Annotated in this window: 17 protein-coding genes; 11 read left to right on the top strand and 6 right to left on the bottom strand. The window is 62.4% G+C overall.

Features of this window, described 5'->3' with window-relative positions; all coding sequences use genetic code 11:
• Window positions 1-132 precede the first annotated feature (132 nt).
• The 6 genes from C5F53_RS20710 (at window position 133) to C5F53_RS13365 (ending at window position 7,156) form a co-directional block, all read left to right on the top strand.
• Window positions 133-1,686, top strand: coding sequence for a methyl-accepting chemotaxis protein (locus C5F53_RS20710; RefSeq protein ID WP_105261857.1), 1,554 nt, complete (start codon window positions 133-135; stop codon window positions 1,684-1,686).
• A 94-nt stretch (window positions 1,687-1,780) separates the two neighbouring features.
• Window positions 1,781-2,770 (top strand): MYG1 family protein, encoded by a 990-nt coding sequence (locus tag C5F53_RS13385; protein WP_105261856.1) that lies wholly within the window; start codon window positions 1,781-1,783, stop codon window positions 2,768-2,770.
• Entirely contained in the window at window positions 2,770-3,444 is a 675-nt protein-coding gene (locus tag C5F53_RS13380; RefSeq protein ID WP_105261855.1) for a hypothetical protein, read from the top strand. Before C5F53_RS13385 ends, C5F53_RS13380 begins: the two co-directional genes overlap by 1 nt.
• Window positions 3,445-3,624: 180 nt before the next feature.
• Complete coding sequence (locus tag C5F53_RS13375) at window positions 3,625-5,814, top strand: TonB-dependent siderophore receptor (RefSeq protein ID WP_236635366.1); 2,190 nt, start codon at window positions 3,625-3,627, stop codon at window positions 5,812-5,814.
• 8 nt (window positions 5,815-5,822) lie between these two features.
• Window positions 5,823-6,968 carry a PepSY domain-containing protein gene (locus C5F53_RS13370; protein ID WP_105261853.1) on the top strand — a complete coding sequence of 382 codons (1,146 nt, stop codon included), beginning with the start codon at window positions 5,823-5,825 and terminating at the stop codon, window positions 6,966-6,968.
• Complete coding sequence (locus tag C5F53_RS13365; protein WP_105261852.1) at window positions 6,965-7,156, top strand: hypothetical protein; 192 nt, start codon at window positions 6,965-6,967, stop codon at window positions 7,154-7,156. The genes C5F53_RS13370 and C5F53_RS13365 overlap by 4 nt, the downstream gene beginning before the upstream one ends.
• Window positions 7,157-7,202: 46 nt before the next feature.
• Here C5F53_RS13365 and C5F53_RS13360 read toward each other — a convergent pair whose 3' ends face one another.
• Together C5F53_RS13360 and C5F53_RS13355 are read right to left on the bottom strand one after the other, a co-directional pair.
• The gene (locus tag C5F53_RS13360; RefSeq protein WP_105261851.1) at window positions 7,203-7,808 is read right to left on the bottom strand and encodes a tRNA-uridine aminocarboxypropyltransferase; all 606 of its coding nucleotides are present in this window, start codon (window positions 7,806-7,808) and stop codon (window positions 7,203-7,205) included.
• The gene (locus C5F53_RS13355) at window positions 7,808-8,770 is read right to left on the bottom strand and encodes a LysR family transcriptional regulator (protein WP_105261850.1); all 963 of its coding nucleotides are present in this window, start codon (window positions 8,768-8,770) and stop codon (window positions 7,808-7,810) included. The genes C5F53_RS13360 and C5F53_RS13355 overlap by 1 nt, the downstream gene beginning before the upstream one ends.
• Window positions 8,771-8,893: 123 nt before the next feature.
• Here C5F53_RS13355 and C5F53_RS13350 point away from each other — a divergent pair, with 123 nt between their 5' ends.
• A complete protein-coding gene (locus C5F53_RS13350) occupies window positions 8,894-9,580 on the top strand; it encodes a glutathione S-transferase family protein (RefSeq protein WP_105261849.1) in 687 nt (228 codons plus the stop codon).
• A 22-nt stretch (window positions 9,581-9,602) separates the two neighbouring features.
• Window positions 9,603-10,583, top strand: a complete 981-nt coding sequence (locus tag C5F53_RS13345) for a gluconolaconase (protein ID WP_105261848.1) — start codon at window positions 9,603-9,605, stop codon at window positions 10,581-10,583.
• A gap of 5 nt (window positions 10,584-10,588) precedes the next feature.
• On the opposite strand, the gene C5F53_RS13340 is transcribed toward C5F53_RS13345, so the two are convergent.
• Entirely contained in the window at window positions 10,589-11,515 is a 927-nt protein-coding gene (locus C5F53_RS13340; RefSeq protein WP_105261847.1) for a LysR family transcriptional regulator, read from the bottom strand.
• A 99-nt stretch (window positions 11,516-11,614) separates the two neighbouring features.
• On the opposite strand from C5F53_RS13340, the gene C5F53_RS13335 reads away from it, so the two are divergent.
• Window positions 11,615-12,637 (top strand): NAD(P)H-binding protein, encoded by a 1,023-nt coding sequence (locus C5F53_RS13335; protein WP_105261846.1) that lies wholly within the window; start codon window positions 11,615-11,617, stop codon window positions 12,635-12,637.
• Between the two features lie 4 nt (window positions 12,638-12,641).
• On the opposite strand, the gene C5F53_RS13330 is transcribed toward C5F53_RS13335, so the two are convergent.
• Together C5F53_RS13330 and C5F53_RS13325 are read right to left on the bottom strand one after the other, a co-directional pair.
• Window positions 12,642-13,055, bottom strand: a complete 414-nt coding sequence (locus C5F53_RS13330) for a type II toxin-antitoxin system VapC family toxin (protein ID WP_105261845.1) — start codon at window positions 13,053-13,055, stop codon at window positions 12,642-12,644.
• The gene (locus C5F53_RS13325; protein ID WP_105261844.1) at window positions 13,052-13,312 is read right to left on the bottom strand and encodes an antitoxin; all 261 of its coding nucleotides are present in this window, start codon (window positions 13,310-13,312) and stop codon (window positions 13,052-13,054) included. The genes C5F53_RS13330 and C5F53_RS13325 overlap by 4 nt, the downstream gene beginning before the upstream one ends.
• 126 nt (window positions 13,313-13,438) lie before the next feature.
• Between C5F53_RS13325 and C5F53_RS13320 the strand changes: the two genes are divergently transcribed.
• Both C5F53_RS13320 and add read left to right on the top strand, forming a co-directional pair.
• Window positions 13,439-13,654, top strand: coding sequence for a DUF4287 domain-containing protein (locus C5F53_RS13320; RefSeq protein ID WP_105261843.1), 216 nt, complete (start codon window positions 13,439-13,441; stop codon window positions 13,652-13,654).
• Window positions 13,651-14,664: an adenosine deaminase gene (gene add / locus C5F53_RS13315; protein ID WP_105261842.1), complete on the top strand. Its 1,014-nt coding sequence runs from the start codon at window positions 13,651-13,653 to the stop codon at window positions 14,662-14,664. Before C5F53_RS13320 ends, add begins: the two co-directional genes overlap by 4 nt.
• 21 nt (window positions 14,665-14,685) lie before the next feature.
• Here add and C5F53_RS13310 read toward each other — a convergent pair whose 3' ends face one another.
• Window positions 14,686-15,897, bottom strand: a complete 1,212-nt coding sequence (locus C5F53_RS13310) for a HEPN domain-containing protein (RefSeq protein WP_105261841.1) — start codon at window positions 15,895-15,897, stop codon at window positions 14,686-14,688.
• Window positions 15,898-15,905 lie beyond the last annotated feature (8 nt).

Raw genomic sequence — 15,905 nt, 5'->3', positions numbered from 1 at the left:
GACCCCGGCCCTGGGGGCGTGGTCACGTCTGGGGCTGCAGAAATTGCTATCTTTCCTGGGCGGCTACTGGCTAGAATCTTTTCGCGTCGTTGCGCAGTCTGCCCGGAATCCATCCCTTCGAAAGGAGACGGCATGTCTCTGTCTGACTACAAGATCTCGACCAAGCTGGTCTTGGCCTTCATTCTGGTGTCTCTGATTGGCGCGGCCCTGGGCCTGTTTGCCATTCGCAACATGGGCGTGCTCAACGACGCCGACACCGAGCTCTACGAAAAACAAACGGTAGGCCTCTCGCTGGTCAAAGAGGCCAACGTGCAGCGCTACGCGGCGGTGGTGGCGCTGCGCGACGCCATCATTGCCACCAATATGGAAGGCCGCAACGGTGCGCTCAAACGCATTGACGCGGGCCGCGCCAAGAGCCTGGAGCTGCTGAACGAGGCGCGCGCCAAGGTCACCGACCCCGAGGCCCTGGCAGGTTTTGCCAAGGTGGACGAAGCCTGGAAGGCGGACCAGGCGGCGCTGGACGGCATCCTTAAATTGTTGACCAGCGCAGAGATGCAGCTCGACTCCCCCGTGCTGCAGTTTCTGGGGGGCAGCGTGGTGCAACCCAGCATCAAGGTGGGGGTGGCCATGTCCGACCTGACCAAGGTGTTTGAAACCGGGGCGCAGCGTGTGTCCGACGACAACACTACGCTGTACGAGCGCAGCCGCAACATCACGCTGGGCCTGATTGTGGTGTGTGTGCTGATCGGCATCACGCTGGGCGTGGTCATCAGCCGCAGTGTCACGCGGCCGCTGGGCATGGCCATGGAAACCGCCCGTGCGGTGGCCGAGGGGGACTTGTCCCACACCATCCACGCGCAAGGTAAAGACGAAATCGCCCAGCTGTTGCAAACCCTGTCGTCCATGCAGGACGGCTTGGTCAAGGTGGTGTCCACCGTGCGCACCGGGTCCGAGTCGGTGGCCACCGCCAGCGCAGAGATCGCGCAGGGCAATAACGACCTGAGCGCCCGCACCGAAAGCCAAGCTAGCGCGCTGGAAGAAACCGCCGCCAGCATGGAAGAGCTATCTTCCACCGTGAAACAAAACGCCGACAACGCGCGCCAGGCCAATCAGCTGGCGCAAAGTGCCTCCACCGTGGCCATGGAGGGTGGCGCCGTGGTGTCGCAAGTGGTGGACACCATGAAGGGCATCAGCGACAGCTCCAAGCGTATTGCCGACATCATCAACGTCATCGACGGCATCGCTTTCCAGACCAACATCCTGGCGCTCAACGCCGCGGTAGAAGCCGCGCGGGCCGGTGAGCAGGGCCGTGGGTTTGCCGTGGTGGCCAGCGAGGTGCGCAGCCTGGCCGGCCGCAGTGCCGATGCCGCCAAAGAAATCAAAACCCTGATCAACGACAGCGTGACCCGTGTGGACCAGGGCACGGCCTTGGTGGACAAAGCTGGCAGCACCATGAACGAGGTGGTGACCAGCATCCGCCGGGTGACCGACATCATGGGCGAGATCAGCGCCGCCAGCAGCGAGCAAAGCGCCGGGGTCAGCCAGGTGGGCGAAGCCGTGACCCAGATGGACCAGGCCACCCAGCAAAACGCCGCGCTGGTGGAAGAAATGGCCGCCGCCGCCAGCAGCCTGAGCGGCCAGGCGCGTGAGCTGGTGCAGGCGGTGTCGGTGTTCAAGCTGCGCTAGGGCGCCGTGCGGTTGTTAATTTGCTATCAAATCAGTAGCTGTTTGCGCATATTCATCGGGGGCTAGAGGCCTGTTTGGCATCTAAAATCGACCCATGACCCTTGCTACCACCACCATCGCCACGCACAGTGGCACCTTCCATGCCGACGACGTATTTGGCGTGGGCATCCTGATGGGCGTGTTCCCATCGCACACCCTCATTCGCACCCGCAAACAAGAGCTGATTGAGACCGCTGACTTTGTGGTCGACGTGGGTGGCACCTGGGATGCGGCCACCGGCCGCTTTGACCACCACCAGCGCGGCTTTGACGGCGCGCGCCCCGCGCACGAGGTGGACGGCGTGGTCGTGCCTGGCGTGGGCTACGCCAGCGCGGGCCTGGTGTGGTCGGCCTTTGGTACGGCCTATGTGCAGGCCTGGGCCACCACCCACGGCCACACGCTGGACGACGCGGCCGTGGCCAGCGTGGTCAACTCCATCGACCACTCGCTGGTGCAGTACCTGGACATTGTGGACACCGGCCAGGGCGATGTGTCGCCCGGCATCTTTGGCCTGTCCAGCCTCATCGCCCAGCTCAACACCCATTGGCTGGAAGAGCAGGGCCTGGACCACACCGCCAAGGCCGCGCTGCTGGAAACGCGTTTCCGCGAAGCCATTGCCATCACCCGCAAGTTTCTGGACCACGCCATCAGTAAAAAAGTGGCGCAGCTGCGCGCCATGGACACCGTGCGCAACGCGCCACGCCTGCTGGGTGGCCGCGTGCTGCACCTGCAAGAGGGCGGCATGCCCTGGACGCATGTGGTGGTGCACGAGATGCCCGAGGTGATGTTTGTCATCTACCCCGACTCTGATGGCAACCAGTACCAGATCAAAACCGTGCCCGTGGAGTCAGGCTCCTTCACTGCGCGCATGGACCTGCCCGATGCCTGGGCCGGCCTGCGCGACGGCGAGCTGGCCGCGGTGAACGGCGTGGCGGACAGCGTGTTCTGCCACCTGAACCTGTTCATCGGCGGCGCGCGCAGCTTTGAGGGCGCCGTGCAGATGGCCGAGCTGGCGCTGGCGACCCGCATGGCCGCTGCCGCCTGATGCGGGCAACCCCCAAACCCACGGCCCTGCACCAGGTCCGCACGGCGGTGCTGGCCAATATGCGGCCGGGGCTGGTGCTGTGGAGCGGGCTGGTGTTGCTCTTGCTGGCCTACCTTTGGAGCCCGGCCGTGCAGAGCGGCCTCACGCAGTGGGGCATGCTCAAGCAGGCCTGGGGTTATCCGGGCTCCTTCGTCACCTACGCCGCGTTTGCCGTGCTGGTGCCCGAGCTGCTGGCCTGGGCGGTGCTGCGCCAGCCGGTACCCCGCACCATAGCCCGCGACATGGCCTTTGCCATTGTGGTGTTCGGGCTCATCGGCATCTCGGTGGACGTGTTGTATTCGGTGCAGGTGGCGCTGTTTGGCAGCGGCAACGACGCGGCCACCATCGTCAAGAAGATGCTGTTCGACCAGTTCGTCTACTCGCCGGTGTCCAACTTCGTCATGGTGGCCGTCTTCCTCTGGAAGGACGAGGGTTTTCGCACCAGCACCCTGCGCACCTTGGCGTCGGGTGACTTTTGGAGCCGGCGCTACCTGCCCGTCATCATTGCCGTGTGGTGTGTGTGGGGCCCCGGCGTGCTGGTCATCTACTTCATGCCCACCGCGCTGCAGTTCCCGGTGGCCTCGCTGATCCTGAGCTTCTGGATCTTGATTTTTAAATTCATGCGACAAATTTAGTCACCTCGCATGGCTGTGGGGTGCGGTCAATCCCGGCCCGAATGGCCCCTCCTGAAAACGTTGTAGATGAGAATGATTTACAATTAGATTTAGTTATAGCCAGCCATTTGTTTCTAGCCGCACCAGGTGCGCTACGCAGAAAGCCAGCCAGTTCGTTGGTTTTATCTGCAGGAAACAATAGTGAAACACGCTATAGCGCCGGCCCGCGCCACGGGTCCATTCAACGTCTCGCAACTCAGCCTGTGTATTGCCATGGCCCTTCCGGGGTTTGTGCATGCCCAGCAATCGCCCGCCAGCGCGGTTGCGCTGCCAGAGGTCACCATCAAGGCCCAAACCCAGGGCGAAGTCACGCAAGGCACGGGCTCCTACACCAGCGGCAAGGCCAAAACTGCCACACCGCTGAGCATGTCCTTGCGCGATACGCCGCAATCGGTGTCGGTGGTGACCCAGCAACGCATGGAAGACCAGGGTCTGCAGAACATCACCGACGCGATCAACAACACCACGGGGGTTTCTGTGCGCCAGTACGAAACCAACCGCGCCCAGTTCATCTCCCGCGGGTTTGACATCAATGCGCTGATGATTGACGGTGTGCCGACCACCTGGGACCAGGCCTGGAGCTCTGGCGAAGTGATGACCAGCCTGGCGCTGTACGACCGCGTGGAAGTGGTTCGTGGTTCGACCGGATTGACGACCGGTGCGGGTGACCCATCGGCGGCCATCAATATGGTGCGCAAGCGCGCCAATAACAAAGCGCTGACCGGCACTGCCGAACTCGGCCTCGGCAGCTGGAACGAACGCCGCGCCGCCGTCGACCTGTCCACGCCTGTGAACGAGGCCAAGACTTTGCGCGCTCGCGTGGTGGGTGAACACTCGGAGCGTGACAGCTGGGTGGAAGACCTCAAGAACAAGCGCCAAACGGTGTACGCCACCATCGAAGCTGACCTGGGCACCCACACGCTGTTGTCGGCGGGCTTTAGCCACCAGGAAAACAACCAGCGCGGCGCCATGTGGGGCGGTTTGCCCGTCTGGTACAGCAACGGCGCGCGTACCAACTGGGACCGCTCCAAAACCACGGCAGCTGACTGGACGCGTTATGCCTCGGTGTACGAGGACTACTTCGCCACGCTGGAGCACAAGCTGGACAACGACTGGAAGCTCAAAGCCAGCTACACCACGAGCGATCGGCTCGCCGACTCCTACCTGCTGTACGTCTACGGCACCCCCAATGTCAGCACCGGTCTGGGCATGTCCACCTGGCCAGGCGCCTACAAAGTCAAGACCAAACAGGAAGACATCAGCCTGCAAGCCAGCGGCCCTTTCGATCTGATGGGGCGCACCCATGAGATGTCCATGGGCTACGTGCAGTCCAAGCAAAACTTCAATGCCGACAGCCGCTCCGCATCGGGCGGCTCGGCACCCAACTTCAACACCTGGGACGGCTCCTACGCCGAGCCAGCCTGGGGCGCGTTGTCGTACTACAGCATGGGCACCGTCAAACAAGAGGCGGTCTACGGTGCGGCACGCTTCAACGTCACGGACCCGCTGAAACTGGTGGTGGGCGCGCGCCTGAGCAACTACGAGCGCGCGGGTGACACGGCAACCACCAACCCATTCACCATGACGGTGAGCCAACAGGTAACGCCCTACGCGGGCCTGGTCTACGACCTGAGCGACAGCTACTCCCTGTATGGCAGCTACACCGACATCTTCCAGCCGCAGCAAAAGCGCGACATCAACGGCAAGTACCTGGACCCCATTTTGGGCAAGAGCACAGAGCTGGGTGTGAAAGGCGAGTTTCTGGACGGGCGTGTGAATGCATCCGCCGCCATCTTCCAAATCACCCAGGACAACCTGGCGCAGAGCACGGGCGTGAACATCCCGAACACCACCCCCGCTGAAACCGCCTACCGTGCGTCCAAGGGCGCCACCAGCGAAGGGTTTGAGCTGGATGTGGCCGGCGAACTGTCCCCGGGCTGGAACCTCAGTGCGGGCTACACCCAGTTCAGGATGAGCGATGCCGCCGGTGCCGATGTCAACACCATCAACCCCCGCCGCCTGCTGCGGGTGTTTACCAGCTACCGCCTGCCCGGCGCCCTGAGTGGCCTGACCCTGGGTGGTGGCGTGAACTGGCAAGACGCGACCTACACCTATGCCACCAATCCGCAGAACGTATCGGAGCGGATCGAGCAAGGTGCTTACGCACTGGTGAACTTGATGGTGCGTTACGACTTCAGCAAAAAGCTCTCGGGCCAGATCAACATCAACAACCTGTTGGACACCACCTATTTCGCCATGTTTGACGCCTACAACCAACTCACCTATGGCGCCCCGCGTAGCACCACGGCGACGCTGAAGTACAAGTTCTAAAACCTGCCATGCACAACAAGACCGTCAAAACCTGGTCGTGGATCCACAAATGGAGCAGTCTGGTCTGCACCGTGTTCATGCTCTTGCTGTGCATCACCGGGCTCCCGCTGATTTTTCACCACGAAATCGGGCATCTGCTGGGCACCGAGGTAGAGGCACCCCCCATGCCTGCAGACACGCCCCGGGCCAGCTTGGACAAGGTGCTGGACGTGGCGCGTGCGCAGCACCCGGACCGGGTGGTGCAGTTTGTGTCGCAGGCCGAGGACAGTGACGACCTGTGGTTCGTCACCCTTACCCCCACACCCGACCCGACTGACGACTTCCGCTCGGTGGCGGTGGATGCACGCACTGCAGAAGTGCTGGCGCAGCCGCGTTTTGACGAAGGCTTCATGTGGGTCATGTTCAAGCTGCACGTGGACTTGTTTGCCGGGCTGCCGGGCAAGCTGTTTTTGGGCTTTATGGGGCTGCTGCTGCTGGTCGCCATCGTCAGCGGGGTGGTGCTTTACAGCCCGTTCATGCGCAAGCTGGAATTTGGCACCGTGCGCCGCGAACGCAAGCCACGCCTGAAATGGCTGGACCTGCATAACCTGCTGGGCATCGTGACGCTGGTGTGGCTGCTGGTGGTGGGCGCCACTGGCATGATCAACACCTGGGCCGACTTGTTGATCAAGTACTGGCAGTACGACCAGCTGAGCGCGGTGCTGGCGCCCTACAAAGGTCAGGCCACCGTGCCCATGGCGGAGCGGGCATCGGTGCAGCGCACCTTGACCGTCGCGCAAAACCTGGTCCCCGACTCCAAGCTCTCGTTCATCGCGTTTCCAGGCACGGCCTTCTCTAGCCCGCACCACCACACGGTGTTTTTGCGGGGCAATGAGCCCCTCACAGCACGGCTGCTACAGCCCGTGCTGGTGGATGCCAAAAGCGCCGAGGTCACCGCCGCCCCCAAGTTACCGTGGTACGTGACCGCGCTGCTGGTGTCGCAGCCTCTGCACTTTGGTGACTACGGCGGCATGCCCATGCAAATCCTTTGGGCCTTGCTGGACATCGCTTCCATCATCGTGCTGGGCAGCGGCCTCTACCTCTGGCTCAACAAAGGCAAAACAGTGCAACAAAACTCCTCCCCTGAACCCACACCGGCGCAGGCCGCCCCATGAGCCGCCACCGCCACACGCGTTTTGCCGCCATGTGGGGTGCGCCTATTGCCATTGGGGCCCTCACCAGCATCGGCCTGGTGTCCGCCCTGTTCAGCGACGGTGGTTTTGGCGACATCCTGGCCGGTGTGGTGCTGTCCGTTCCCGTGGCCGTGGGGGTGTGGTTTGGCTGGTTGCGCCGACGCCAGTAGCTCCTGAATTGATAGCTGCTCGCGCATATTCCGCCTGGGATAGAGGCTAATTTGGCACCAAATTGAGCTGCTGGGCCACAAAGCCGTCAAACGCCGCCAGCAGCGGCTGCCAGCGCGCGGCATCTCCCTCCAGCTGTGCCAGCGCGGCGCAGGTGGCCTCCAGCGTAGACAGCTGCCCTGGCGCGTGCGCCTTGCGAATCGCGTAGCGGCCTGCGGGCGCATCGTCCAGGGCCAGCCGCGGCAGGCGCTGCAGCGCGGGGCTTTGGTGCAGCATCTTGCGGCTCTTGCGCCAGGTGGCGTCCAGCACCACCAGCCTTAGCTTTTGTGGGTCGGCAAGCTGCGCGGGGTCCAGCGGCGCGGGCGCCGCATGGCCCGCGTAGTCGGTGGGCGGGTACAGCAGCACGGTGGTCTTGTCATCGGGCATCAGCACTTGCAGCGCCGCATCGTCAAACGCCTCGCCCACCACCAAGCGGCTGCCGGGCAAGCTCAGGTGCAGCAGGCGTGCACTGTTCTTGGCGTGTTGTGCTTCCAGCGGGTGCTGCAGGATCAGCACCTCACACACGGGCAGTGTGGGCGTGACAAAGCGGCAGATGCAGGTGGCTTGCGGGCGCAGGCACTGTGCGCAGAGAAGGCGGCGGCGTGGGGTGCTCATCACGCCGCCGGCCCTGCGTTGGGTGCGGCGCCTACCGCGCGGTCCCAGTAGGGCGGTGTGCCAAAGGCCTGCTTCAGGTGCTGGATAAACAGCTGCGCCTTGGCCGAGTGGGAGCGCCCCTGGAGCCGCACTGCATGGATGGCCGGCGTCTGGCCCTTGGCCGTGGCCACCGCGGCCGCGGTAGCCGTCACCGAGTCAGGGAACAGGTTGACCAGCTCGCCCGACGCCACCTTTTGGTAGACCAGCCAACTTGCCAGGTGCGCCACGCCCAGCCCGGCCGCGGCGGCGTCCAGCAGCGAATCCACATCGCCACTGCGAAAACGCCCCTGCACCGCCAAAGGCTTGCCCTGGTTCACACCCGGAAACGTCCACAAACCCGTGGGGGCGGTGGGCAGGCACAGGCAGCGGTGGTGCAGCAGGTCTTCGGGCCTGGCAGGGCGGCCGTGCTCCCGGATGTACGCGGGGCTGGCGCAGGCCACGCGCAGCATGGGCGCCAGGCGCGTGGCCAACAGGTCGCTATCGGGCAGGGTGCCAATGCGAATCGCCACATCAGCCCGCTGCGCGGCCAGGTCGACCCAGTGGTCGCTGAGCTGCAAGTCCAGCTCAATCAGCGGGTACTGCCGCATGAACGACGCCACGGTGGGTGCAATGTGCATGCGCCAGAAGACCGAGGTGGCAGTCACCGACAGCAAGCCACGTGGCTCGGCCTGCGCGTCCAGCAGCGCGGCCTTGGCATCCACCATTTCCGACACGATGAGCTGCGCACGTGGCAAAAACTGCTCCCCTGCATCGGTGAGCAGCAGGCGGCGCGAGCTGCGCTGAAACAGCGCCACGCCCAGCGACTGCTCCAGCGCATCCACCTGCCGCGACACGGAAGACACCGCCACGTTGTGCAGCTTGGCCGCGGCGGAAAACGTGCCCGCCTTGTGCACGTCGAGAAAGGCCTGGATGTTGTCGAGCATGGCTTGGCTGCCTCGTGTTGTTAGCGAATAACGCAAAGAACGTTAGCTTTTCTGGTGATTGTTGTGATTGTCGCTAAAAAACACAATCCACTCCGTCACCCACCCTTACGAAAGCGACACCCCATGTTGAAGTTCTACTACCACCCCTCGCCCAACCCGGCCAAGGTGGCTTTGTTTCTGGAAGAGTCCGGCCTGCCTTACACGTTGGTGCCGGTAGATGTGCGCAAAGGCGAGCAGCACCTGCCTGCCTACCTGGCCATCAACCCCAACGCTAAAACCCCCACGCTGGTGGATGGCGATGCGGTCGTTTTTGACAGCAATGCCATCCTGCTTTACCTGGCCGTCAAAACCGGGCAGTTCTTGCCACGCAATGTGCCCGGGGTGCGCGCGCAGATGTATTCCTGGCTCATGTTTGTGGCCACCGGCATCGGGCCGTTCTCAGGCCAGGCGGTGCACTTTCGCCACTTTGCCCCCGAGCCCAAAGCCTACGCGCAGCAGCGTTACGACTTTGAAGCCTGGCGCCACTGGCGCATCGTCAACAACCACCTGGCCACCCGCACCTGGATGGTGGGTGAGGAATTCACCATCGTCGACATGGCACTGTGGGCCTGGGCGCGCGCCGTGCCTTTTGTATTGGGCGACAACGCCTGGGACGAGCTACCGCACGTCAAACGTTTCCTGGATCAGGTCAGCGCTCGTCCGGCTGCCGCACGTGCCGAGGCCTTGGCCGACGCCCACACCTTCAAAGCCGAGATGGACCAAGCCGCCATGGCCGCGATGTACCCCCACACCCAACCAACCACTGTCTAACCCCTTAAACCGAAAGCTCACGATGACCAAATTCAAAACTTCCCAACTCGTTCGCAGCCTCACTTTGGCTGCATTGCTGGCTACCCCTCTGCTGGGCGCAAGCGTGGCGCACGCCGATGGCGTGTCTGCCCAAGGCATCACCTTCACCGCCGAACAGGCCTACCCCGAAGGCATTGCCTGGCACCCTGCGCAAAAGGTGTTCTTCGTCAGCTCCGTGCACACGGGCACCATCGGCAAGGTCAGCCCCCAGGGCGTGTACACACCGTTCATTCAAGACGACCAACTGATTGCCAGCGTGGGCCTGGCGCTGGATGCGAAACGCAACCTGCTCTGGGTTGCAGTGGCCGACCTGGGCGCCTCCACCCGCAGCAGCGCCACCACTGCTTACAAGCTGGCGGCAGTGGCCGCGTATGACGCCACGACCGGCGAGCGCCGCGCGTACCACGACCTGAGCGGGCTGGTGCAGGGTGGCCACATGGCCAACGACCTGGCCGTGGACGCTGCGGGCAATGTCTACATCACCGACAGCTTCTCGCCCGTCATCTACCGCGTGGACGCCAAAGGCCAGGCCAGCGTGTTTGCGCAAAGCGATCTGTTCAAGGGCGAGGGCTTTAATTTGAACGGCATCGTGGCCCATCCGGACGGCTACCTGCTGGTCAACAAATACAACAGCGGCGAGGTCTTCCGCATCAGCACCCGCAACGGGGCGGACATTCAACGCGTAAGCCTGCCCGAGGCCGTGAAGGGGGCCGACGGCATGCTGCTGCGCGACAAGACGCATTTGGTGGTGGTGCAAAACGCAGGCAACGACCAGGTGGTGGAGCTGGTGTCCAAAGACGGCTGGAAAACCGCCACGCTGCAGCCCGCACGCAAGACCGCCTACTCGTTCCCCACCACCGCGGCGCAGGTGGGTGCAGACGTTTATGTGCTGAACTCGCGCCTGGACACCTTGCTCAACAAGGATGCGCCCAAAGTGAGCGAATACCTGTTGCAGAAGTACTAAGGCCTTTAGCCCGCCGGGGCTGCAGCCGCCTCATGTCCCATGTAGGCCTGCAGCCCCTGCAACAGCGCGTCAAACGCCACCTTGCAGCGCGGGGTGTTGCGCAGGTCTTCGTGCATGGTGAGCCAGGTTTCCAGGCCCAGCGTCAAGCTGTCAGGCAGCAGGTGCACCAGTTGCGGGTCACGGGCGGCCAGCGCGTTTTGGCAAATGCCAATGCCGCAGCCCGCGCGAATCAGCGCCAGCTGCGCCACATCGCTGTCGGTGCGCAGCGCAAAGGCATCACGCTGCCACAGCGCAAAGCCCTTGCGCGCCGCGCGCACAAACGCGGTCTCTTCGTCAAAGCCAATCAGCGCGTGTTGCGCCAGTTCGTCCAGGGTTTGGGGTGTGCCACGCCGCTCCAGGTAAGCGCGGTGCGCATGAAAACCCAGGTCCACCTGGCCCACACGGCGGGCAATCAGCTGCTCTTGTTTGGGTTGTGTCATGCGCACGGCAATGTCGGCCTCGCGTTGCAGCAGGTCTTGCACGCGGTTGCTCAGCACCAGCTCCACCTTCAGGTCGGGGTAAGCACTTTGCAGCTGCGCAATGATGGGTGGCAGCACTTCCACGCCCATCACCTCGCTGGCGGTAATGCGCACCGTGCCCTTGATGCCCGAGCCCTGGCTCTCGGCCGCACGCTTTAGCGCGGCGGCAGAGGTGCTCATGGCCTGGGCAAACGGCTGCAGCGCCAGCGCCGCGTCGGTGGGCAGCAGCCCGGTTTGGGAACGGGTGAACAGCGCCACGCCCAGCGCCTTTTCCAGTGCGTCAATGTGCCGGCCCACGGTGGGCTGGGCAATGCCCATGGCGCGCGCCGCGCCCGAGAGTGAACCCTCTTCCAGCACGCCCAAATACGAGCGGTACAGCTCCCAGCCAATCTCGGTGTGGTTGTCGGTAGTCATACAGAAATGTATGGCGGCTGGCACATGTTGGTCAATTGCTTAATAGCCCCCGCCCTTCCAAACTTCATCCATCGCAACACGTTTTGAAGGAGTTATGCAATGAGCAACACCACAGCATTGGCACATACGGCATTGGTCTTGGGCGCCACCGGCGGCATTGGGGGCGAAGTGGCCCGGCAACTGGTGGCCGCGGGCTGGGCCGTGCGCGCCCTGCGCCGCCGCGCCGCGCAAGCCACCGATCAACAGGGCGGCATCGAATGGGTGCAGGGCGACGCCATGAACCGTGCCGATGTGCTGGCCGCCGCCCAGGGCTGCGCCGTCATCGTGCACGCCGTCAACCCACCGGGCTACCGCCGCTGGGCCGAGCTGGTGCTGCCCATGGTGGACAACACCATTGCCGCCGCACAGGCCGTTGGCGCCACCATCGTGCTGCCGGGCACGGTTTACAACTTCGGCCCCAGCGCCTTCCCCATGCTGCGGGAAGATTCGCCCCAGGAGCCGCTCACGAGCAAGGGCGCCATCCGTGTGCAGATGGAACAGCACCTGCACGCCGCCAGCCGCCAGGGCTGCAAGGTCATCGTGGTGCGCGCGGGCGATTTCTTTGGCCCCAAGCCCGGCAACAGCTGGTTCTCGCAAGGGCTCATCAAACCGGGTCTGCCCATCAAGGCCGTCAGCCTGCCTGGCGCGCCCGGCGTGGGCCACCAGTGGTCGTATCTGCCCGACGTGGCCCGCACCATGGTGGAACTGGTGCAGCGCCGCGAAGTGCTGGAACCGTTTGCCGTCTTTCATATGCAAGGCCACTGGGACGCCGATGGCATGCAGATGGCCGCAACCATCCGCCGCGTGGTCGTCAAGCGTGGTGGTGCCCAGCCCAAAGTCAGCGCATTCCCCTGGTGGCTGATGGCATTGATCGCACCGTTTGTGCCCACCATTCGCGAACTCCGCGAGATGCGTTACCTGTGGCGCACGCCGCTGACCATGGACAACACCAAGCTGCTGGCCGCGCTGGGGCACGAGCCACACACGCCGCTGGACGAGGCGGTGGAGGCGGCGTTGGACGGGATGGGGTGTTTGGTTAGCCCGTCTTCTGCGCAAAATGGCTGGGTCGCGAGTCTGTCTTAGGCCTTTAGTGGGCCGCCTGCGTCCAGTCTTCCAGCGACAAACCTTGCTGCACGCGGCTGAACGCGCGGTCTCGCGTCACCAAAACGGCCGCGACCGCCTTGGCGTGTGCCGCGATCATCATGTCCATGGGAGCCAGCGGCACACCAGCCGCTTCACAGGCTGCGCGCAGATCACCGTACACCTGGGCCACATCGGGCGTCCAAGGCAACACCTCCACCCGCACCAGAAATTCGTGCACGCGCGTGCTCAGCCCTGTGGGGTGCCCACGCTTGGCCACGCCATACAGCAACTCTGCCTGCGTAACCACGGACACGGCTACCGAATGCATGGGCACTTGCCTCAGGCGCTCCACCACCGCGGGAATGTCACCTTTGATGATGTGGCTGGCAATGTTGGTATCCAGCAGATACAGGCTCATGCTGCGGTGTCCGCAAAGGGATCGCGCGCATGCTCGCCCTGTTGCCGGTCGGCCTCTGACATGAAGTCAGCGGGCACATCAGTGCTTTGGTACAGGGCAAAGAAACCGTCCCAGGCATCTGGGCGGCGGGACAGGATCACATCCCCGGTCGTTGGGTCACGACGGATGTAGACCTCATTGCTATCGAAGCGAAATTCCAGCGGAAGGCGCACGGCTTGGCTTCGGCCAGTGGTGAAGATTTTGGCGGTGGTGGTCATGTTGACCTCCTGTTGAGAGAGAATTGGAGGTGGTATGTACCAAAGTATATGGCAATCATGTCCCGCGAACAAGACCGCTATTGCGACAACAATTGAGCTGTATTGCCACACCAGCAAGGAGTTTCCATGGCAGCCCCTGAGAAAGTCAAAGGCCCCGTGTCCTACTTCCCCTCCATCGAAAAAACCTACGGCCAGCCCATGGCCCACTGGTTTGACTTGGTGAAGCAACAGCAGGGCAAGAAGCAGATGGAGATCGTCAACTGGCTGAAGGCCGAACACGGCATGGGCCACGGCCACGCGAATGCGGTGGTGGCGCACTGCCTGGCCCAGGCCAAACCATGAGCCTGCCTTTGCCATCTGCAGAAGATGCGCGTCTGAAGGCGCTGCCCAAGGCCGAGGTGCACCTGCACCTGGAAGGCTGCTTTGAAGCCGCGCTGATCGCCCAGTGGGCCCACACCGAAGGCGTGCCCTTGCCCCGGCCGCAAGAAGACTTGTTCAAGTTCTCGGGCCTGGCGGACTTTCTGGGCTTCCTGGACCTGGCCTGCGGCCTGGCCCGCACCCAAGACCGGCTGGTGGAGCTGAGCTACGGCCTCAGCCAGCGGCTGGCGGCCAACGGCACCGGTTATGCCGACGTCATCTTCAACCCCACCCACTGGCACGCATGGCACGGCCGCCTGGGCGCCATGCTCGATGCCATCCATGCGGGCTTTAGCGCGGCGGAGCAAGACGGCCTGCCCGGCGTAGGCCTGTGCGTCAGCCTGCTGCGCACGCAGTCGGCCGACGCGGCCATCGAGCTGGTGGACACGCTCACCACGCTGCGCCACCCGCGCGTGGTGGCCCTGTCGGTAGACGGCAACGAAGCCACCGCCGGCCGCACCGGCCCCCGGTTTGCAGAGGCCTTCCGCAAGGCTGGCAGCGCCGGCCTGCGCCGCACCGTGCACGCAGGCGAATCCAGCGGCCCCGAAGGTGTGTGGGACGCGGTGGACCTGTTGGGCGCCGACCGCATCGACCACGGCGTACGCGCCATTGAAGACCCCGTGCTGGTGCAGATGCTGGCCGACCGGCAGATCCCGCTGGGCGTATGCCCCACGTCAAATCTGGTGCTGGGGGTGTATCCGTCTATCGAGGCGCACCCCATCGAGCGGCTGCGGTTGGCCGGTGTGCGTGTTTCCGTCAATACCGATGACCCGGCGCTGTTGGGGGCGAGTCTGGTGGGGGAGTACGCGCTGTGTCGGCAGGCGTTTGGGTGGACGGATGAAGTGATGCGGGAGGTGGCGCGGACTTCGATTGAGGCTAGTTTTGCGAGCGAGGACGTGAAGGCGGGGTTGCTTGGGCCGTTGGAGATTTGGTGAGATTGACAGAAATAACTTGCACTAGCTGACCTTCACTCCAAGAACCAGATCACGCCACTCAGGAACTCCGCCAAGGATGATCTGCTGTAGTGCACTTTCAGCAAGATTCTCGTACCTTGGAATATTTGCTTTTGTTTTTTCCGCTTTCCTGTAATTCTTCCTATGCAGAGACCCGGTGTGCGCGACCGAACTTCTTGCTTCATAAATTTCTTTTAGAAGGTCATAGATCTCAATCCTTTCCAATGCGGTTTCCCCTACTAACCAACTTCCTCTCAGTCTGAATTGCAATGCAAGTTGATCCTTCTCGTTGTCGTTGAGTAATAGCATCTCTAGAGCGATCCCTAAATCTAGGATCTTGTCTTCAATTTGAATGCGGCGTTTAGCTTGTGAAAGTCGACTAAGAATGAGGCGCAACCGATCTTTTTCGGAATCATCCTTTGACACGAACTTTGAGAGCAGCAAATCAACAAGTTCGGAATGGTCACTAGAGATTTTGCTTACGGTACTTGTCCCGACATCAAATAAGGGCGCACCCCCCCCGCTGCCGCCGAACGGCCCAATTGGTTCTAGCCCGACTGTGTAGTTGGTGTGGAAGTGAGGTACACAAAACAAATTTGGAATCGTATTTAGCAGCGACGCTAGGTCGTATAGGCTTTGGCTTTGGTTCCAGTATTTCTGTGCTTCTATTTCCTTTTGTGGTGTGGTTGCCCAAAATTTTGGAATCTTGATTGCCTTTGTAATGGCGCATTTGGGTAAAGAAGCCGCACCAATTCCAAAACTGTCCCTGCCTACGGTGAGGTACTTCTCCTTTTCGTTTGAGTCCGGCATATCTTCAACTTTTTGAATGCTCAATCCCCCACTCAATCGAATTGAGGAATCGGCTTCCAACCCCAAGACCCATAGGGAGCTGAGGACTTCTATTTGCTCGGCCTCTAGCCATTTGTCGAGGATCTTCCATGCATTTTCTTCCCCAATTTTGCTAGTGCACCAAGCTAGCCACATGGCAAAGTGTTGTGTTTGGACTGCGCCCGCGCTTGAGCCTTTTGAAAGTAATTTGCCCTGGAACTCCGCTATGCGGGGATCTCGTTCTAACTTCTGCAGTACTTGCTTTCCAAAATCTGTTTCACCAATGACCTTCGAATAGGTGAGGTGCGCGTGCATGGAAAACGTAAGTCGATGATCGGATGTCGTCATCTCCAAGTTTGGAAAGTACAGATCTCCTCCTTCGCTCATTTCAATCT

Source organism: Rhodoferax sp. TS-BS-61-7 (genome assembly GCF_002943465.1).
Taxonomy (GTDB): domain Bacteria; phylum Pseudomonadota; class Gammaproteobacteria; order Burkholderiales; family Burkholderiaceae_C; genus Allorhodoferax.
The sequence above is the reverse complement of the archived record's forward strand: the minus strand, read 5'-3'. Positions and strand labels throughout refer to the sequence as shown.

Bases quoted from the DNA above. Each gene is read 5' to 3' on its own strand.
- C5F53_RS20710 (WP_105261857.1), top strand. From the start codon at position 133: ATGTCTCTGTCTGACTACAAGATCTCGACCAAGCTGGTCTTGGCCTTC.
- C5F53_RS13385 (WP_105261856.1), top strand. From the start codon at position 1,781: ATGACCCTTGCTACCACCACCATCGCCACGCACAGTGGCACCTTCCAT.
- C5F53_RS13380 (WP_105261855.1), top strand. From the start codon at position 2,770: ATGCGGGCAACCCCCAAACCCACGGCCCTGCACCAGGTCCGCACGGCG.
- C5F53_RS13370 (WP_105261853.1), top strand. From the start codon at position 5,823: ATGCACAACAAGACCGTCAAAACCTGGTCGTGGATCCACAAATGGAGC.
- C5F53_RS13365 (WP_105261852.1), top strand. From the start codon at position 6,965: ATGAGCCGCCACCGCCACACGCGTTTTGCCGCCATGTGGGGTGCGCCT.
- C5F53_RS13360 (WP_105261851.1), bottom strand. From the start codon at position 7,808: ATGAGCACCCCACGCCGCCGCCTTCTCTGCGCACAGTGCCTGCGCCCG.
- C5F53_RS13355 (WP_105261850.1), bottom strand. From the start codon at position 8,770: ATGCTCGACAACATCCAGGCCTTTCTCGACGTGCACAAGGCGGGCACG.
- C5F53_RS13350 (WP_105261849.1), top strand. From the start codon at position 8,894: ATGTTGAAGTTCTACTACCACCCCTCGCCCAACCCGGCCAAGGTGGCT.
- C5F53_RS13345 (WP_105261848.1), top strand. From the start codon at position 9,603: ATGACCAAATTCAAAACTTCCCAACTCGTTCGCAGCCTCACTTTGGCT.
- C5F53_RS13340 (WP_105261847.1), bottom strand. From the start codon at position 11,515: ATGACTACCGACAACCACACCGAGATTGGCTGGGAGCTGTACCGCTCG.
- C5F53_RS13335 (WP_105261846.1), top strand. From the start codon at position 11,615: ATGAGCAACACCACAGCATTGGCACATACGGCATTGGTCTTGGGCGCC.
- C5F53_RS13330 (WP_105261845.1), bottom strand. From the start codon at position 13,055: ATGAGCCTGTATCTGCTGGATACCAACATTGCCAGCCACATCATCAAA.
- C5F53_RS13325 (WP_105261844.1), bottom strand. From the start codon at position 13,312: ATGACCACCACCGCCAAAATCTTCACCACTGGCCGAAGCCAAGCCGTG.
- C5F53_RS13320 (WP_105261843.1), top strand. From the start codon at position 13,439: ATGGCAGCCCCTGAGAAAGTCAAAGGCCCCGTGTCCTACTTCCCCTCC.
- add (WP_105261842.1), top strand. From the start codon at position 13,651: ATGAGCCTGCCTTTGCCATCTGCAGAAGATGCGCGTCTGAAGGCGCTG.
- C5F53_RS13310 (WP_105261841.1), bottom strand. From the start codon at position 15,897: ATGAGCGAAGGAGGAGATCTGTACTTTCCAAACTTGGAGATGACGACA.